Consider the following 4,688-nt stretch of genomic DNA (forward strand, 5'->3'; position numbering starts at 1 on the left):
CATACTTACTCCCTAAGAATAATTATAAAGTGCTAAATATACACTACAATCACACACTAACAACAAAAATATTGCCTTTTGTTACAATTTGTTACTTTTTCTCTACAATCGTTTTTTTTTGCATTTCTCTCCTTTTGCATCAACCCTTTTCAGACTTTTTTGTTATATGTCTTTTCCATAACAAAATATTAGAAATTTTACAAATAAGCTTAAAAGGTATTATAGGCCTTGCCTATAATACCTTTTAAGACCAAACACAAAAATTTCGGAAATATCGTAAATAGCGGTAAAATAACCCATTATTACAATCAAGATTCTTGGGAGAGTCATGGAATTTAATATTTTTACGTTAGTATTTTTAGTGGCGACGTTAGCCTACGTTATCACCCTACTTTGGCTAAACTTGCGACAAGATAAAGCGGTAGCTGGTTCATTTGCTAGTGTTCCTGCTGAATTTAGTGAAAAAATTACGCTAGAGCAACATCAAAAAGCGGCTGAATATACGCAAGCCAAACTATTGGTTAATCATTTTGAGGTGATATTTTCAACGCTAGTATTACTTGCTTGGACACTCGGCGGCGGGCTAAATTGGCTAGATCATGTCTGGATGGGGATTACCGATAATACACTCTACCCAGGGGTAGGCTTTATCATGAGTTTGATGATTATCGCCAGTGTGATTGACTTGCCTTTTAGTATTTATCGCAGTTTTGTGTTGGAGCAAAAATTTGGCTTTAATAAAATGACCGCTAGCACCTTTGTTAATGATTTATTTAAAGAATTTATCTTGATGCTGATTATTGGCTTGCCGCTAATTTATGCCATTTTGTATTTAATGGGTGCAATGGGTGAGTATTGGTGGGCTTATGTTTGGCTGGTATTAACCAGTTTTTCACTGTTGATGTTTTGGGCTTATCCAAGCTACATTGCGCCAATATTCAATAAATTTAAGCCATTGGACAATCTTGAGCTGAAAGACAAAATTGATAATTTACTGTCACGCACTGGCTTTAAAAGTGACGGCGTGTTTGTAATGGACGGCTCTAAGCGTTCCTCACACGGCAATGCCTACTTTACCGGCATTGGTAAAAACAAGCGTATTGTGTTTTTTGACACACTGCTTGACGGCATGGATGATCAGGAAGTGGAGGCAATTCTTGCGCATGAGCTGGGGCATTTTCATCATAAGCACATTCGCAAGCACATGATTACCTCGTTTGGTATGTCTTTATTGGGTTTAGCGCTTTTGGGTTATTTGATTAACCAACCTTGGTTTTTTCACGGGCTTGGTATTGACACACCGTCAAATCATACGGCGTTGATTTTGTTTATGTTGATTATGCCGGTGTTTAGTTTTTTCATTGCTCCAATCAGTAATGCCCTGTCGCGTAAGCATGAATTTGAGGCGGATAGCTTTGCCGCTAAACACACCAATGCCGATGATTTGGTTTCTAGCCTAGTGAAGTTGTATCGCGATAACGCCTCTACACTCACACCGGATAGGCTTTACTCTGCCTTTCATGATTCGCATCCTTCAGCCTCGATTCGCATTGCACACCTAAAAGCTAATGAGGGTTAACTTATTAACCTTATTAATATTGCCCACTTTAACTTGGGCTGCGCCCAACATTAATGATGGCAAACTTTTATATGATGAAAGTTGTGCCAAGTGCCACCATACACCGTATGAATCTTTAGGTTGGAATGAGATGACTAGCAAAAGAGAAGTAAGTCACATGGTTGAAGCTTGTAGCAATCATTTTCAACTGGAGTGGAATACTCAAGATATTGAAGATACCACTGAGTTTTTAAATACCGAGTTTTTCTTTTTTGACCAATAAATGGTATACTAAAAGCCTAACGGAGAGAAAACTATGAAAGCATTATTATTAACCGCTGCCCTACTGGCTAGCACAACTACTATCGCCAATGAAGAAGGTAAAGAGTTGCACGATGAATCTTGTGTGGCTTGCCATCTAGTAACCCATGACGATAGCTTCTACACGCGTGACAATTCAAAAATGAGCACTCATTTTGATTTGCGCAGACAAGTCAGCATGTGTGCTTCAAATTTTGAGTTAGGCTGGTTTCCTGAAGAAGAAAAAGCTGTATTGGATTACTTAAATACTAAATACTATAAATTTAAAGAATAAATATCTTTTAAGGTGTCTTTAACACGACGCCAAAAATGGCGTATTGAAAAAATCCAAGCTGAGCGTATTGCTCGCGCCAATCGTGCTGCTGATGATAGTTCTGATCTTGAACTGGATACTGATAACGCCAAGACGGGCTTAGTAATTACTCGCTATGGTCAGCGCTTGTTGGTAGAGTGTAATGGTGAGCTGTTTCAATGTACCGGCAGGCGCAATATCGAGCTGTCTGTCGCAGGTGATCAAGTGCTGTTTCAACCTACTGATAATGGCGAAGGCGTGGTTACCGCCCTACTTAAGCGTGATAACTCACTCACACGTTCACAAAAACTGATTGCTGCAAATATTGATGAGCTTTGGTTAGTGGTGGCGATTGAGCCGCACTATCAGTTTGAGTTAATTGATCGGTATTTAGTAGTGGCCGAAAATGCTAATTTGCCCATTAATATTGTTGTAAATAAAATTGAATTATCAGACAACATGGATAAAGTTAAACGTGACTTTTCTATGTATGAATCAGCCGGCTATAACGTCAGCTTCCTAAGTGTAAAAGCACAAACCAATATAGTTGACTTTAAAGCCAAGCTTAATGACAAAGCGCACATCTTTTTAGGCCAATCAGGCGTGGGAAAATCTTCACTCATTAATGAGCTAATTCCTGATTTAAATTTGCGTGTGAATGAGATTTCAACCAAGAGTAAACTCGGTAAGCATACAACGACTAACACCACGCTTTATCACATCCCTTCAGGTGGTGATTTAATTGATTCTCCCGGTGTGCGAGAGTTTCAATTAGATGAGCTAACCGACAAAGAAATTCTTAGCGGATTCAAAGAATTTAAACCTTTTATTGGCCAGTGTAAATTTCGCAATTGTGCGCACATTAACGAGCCCAAATGCGCCATTAAAACCGCCGTTGAAACTGGCGCTATTAATCCAATGCGTTATCAGAGTTATTTAAATCTAATTCACTAAATAAAATCTATTCAAACTCCATTTGTTTAAAAATTCGCTCTGCATTTTGCTTGTGCAACTCTCGGTAAGTGCCGCGATCTCTAAACCTTGATTGATCAATATTGTAGGCTTCATACAAGCCGCCATCATCATCTAGTACTTTTTCAACCTCACCACGCATAAAGACCAAATAATCTTTAGTAAATTTAGTGGCAGTTGCTAAATCAGTTGGCTCACCATGGCCAGGAATAATAGTTTCTGGCTCTAGCGCTTCAATTTTGTCCCAAGTTTCAATCCAAGCGGCCGCATTTGTATGTGGGAAGATTGGCAGCATGCGTTCATTAAAAGCGGTATCGCCACTAATAAGTAATTTTTGCTCTGGTAACCATAGCTGAATATCATCAGGTGAATGCGATGCGCCAATGTTCATAAGCTCTATTTTGGTATCACCCATTGGCAAGTTCATTTTTTCTTCAAAAGTTAGGTCTGGTCTGATTAGTTTTGTACCAATCAGCTTATCTTTTTGCACACGCTGGGCACGAGCCAAAATATCTTCGCCACGGTGTTTGATTTCTTTGTCAGCCTCAACATGAGCAATAACAATCGCACCCTGCTCTTTCCAATAATTAGAGCCAAGGATTGCATGGCCTTGTGAGTTTTCTAATACTACGTATTTAACCGGTTGATCAGTGACTTTTTTGATTTCTTCGTGCAAGGCTTTAGCCACTAAATAGCTACCGCCAGCATTAAACACCAGTACGCCATCGGTGGTAACAATGAAAGATAGGTTGTTATTATGATAGGCGTTTTCGTAAGTATAAGGCTGCGTGGCGCCAATCGCAGAGTAAACATTATCAGCCACTTCTATTGGCAATCTGTATAGGATATTGTTCGGCTCATAATCACTAATTCTGACAGGATTAAACTCTTCTTTCCAAGTGAAAAACCCATCGGCATAATTTTTCACATTGGTATAGCCCATGTTTTCTAAGGTTTTGGCAGCAAGTGGCGAGCGTAAGTTACGTCCACAATAAACAATAATTGGCGTGTCTTTTGATTTAACGTGGTCGGCAATTTGAAACTCTAACCAGCCACGAACAATATTGACATTTTGGCCACGTTTGATGGTGCCAGTGTAGTTTAGTTCGAAAGGCGAGCGCACATCAATCAAAACAACGTTTGGATCTTCGTTTAAGATTTTGTCTAACTCTGCAGTATTAATGTTAACAATCTGTTTGTTAACTGATTCGAGCATTTTATTGCCGTCAACAATGTCAATGTCAGCTTGAGCGTTAAGTGCGGTAATCGCTACGGCGGTGGTTAGGATTTTTTTCAACATGGGCTTTATTAATTAACTTAAATTATTTTAATTATCCCATAATAGCGCATTATCAAGCTTGAATAAGATTTTTTATCAATAGAGGAGAGTAGAAAAATGAATAATTAAGTAATTAACGCCTTAGTGCTTGGCACAAGTTTGAGTTTAGGCACCAGCGCATTGGCTTTTGGCCCCAACATGTTTAATCCAATGAACATACCTTCAGAGGTGGCTGAAGCTGTATCAGATGCAGCACCCGACGGCAT

5 protein-coding genes are annotated in these 4,688 nt (G+C 39.1%); 4 read left to right on the forward strand and 1 reads right to left on the reverse strand.

What is annotated here, in order from left to right:
• The first annotated feature begins 328 nt into the window (after positions 1-328).
• From PSN35_RS06105 to rsgA, 4 genes are read left to right on the forward strand one after another with little or no spacing between them, the layout of a single operon-like run.
• Positions 329-1,579, forward strand: coding sequence for a M48 family metallopeptidase (locus PSN35_RS06105; RefSeq protein ID WP_300030887.1), 1,251 nt, complete (start codon positions 329-331; stop codon positions 1,577-1,579).
• Complete coding sequence (locus tag PSN35_RS06110; RefSeq protein ID WP_300030890.1) at positions 1,569-1,841, forward strand: hypothetical protein; 273 nt, start codon at positions 1,569-1,571, stop codon at positions 1,839-1,841. Before PSN35_RS06105 ends, PSN35_RS06110 begins: the two co-directional genes overlap by 11 nt.
• A gap of 33 nt (positions 1,842-1,874) precedes the next feature.
• Complete coding sequence (locus tag PSN35_RS06115) at positions 1,875-2,153, forward strand: hypothetical protein (RefSeq protein WP_300030893.1); 279 nt, start codon at positions 1,875-1,877, stop codon at positions 2,151-2,153.
• A gap of 12 nt (positions 2,154-2,165) precedes the next feature.
• On the forward strand, positions 2,166-3,125 hold the full coding sequence (gene rsgA, locus PSN35_RS06120) for a ribosome small subunit-dependent GTPase A (RefSeq protein ID WP_300030896.1): 960 nt from the start codon (positions 2,166-2,168) through the stop codon (positions 3,123-3,125).
• Between the two features lie 7 nt (positions 3,126-3,132).
• Here rsgA and PSN35_RS06125 read toward each other — a convergent pair whose 3' ends face one another.
• The gene (locus PSN35_RS06125; RefSeq protein ID WP_300030901.1) at positions 3,133-4,443 is read right to left on the reverse strand and encodes a rhodanese-like domain-containing protein; all 1,311 of its coding nucleotides are present in this window, start codon (positions 4,441-4,443) and stop codon (positions 3,133-3,135) included.
• Positions 4,444-4,688 lie beyond the last annotated feature (245 nt).

It is taken from the genome of Candidatus Thioglobus sp., assembly GCF_028599055.1.
GTDB lineage: Bacteria > Pseudomonadota > Gammaproteobacteria > PS1 > Pseudothioglobaceae > Thioglobus_A.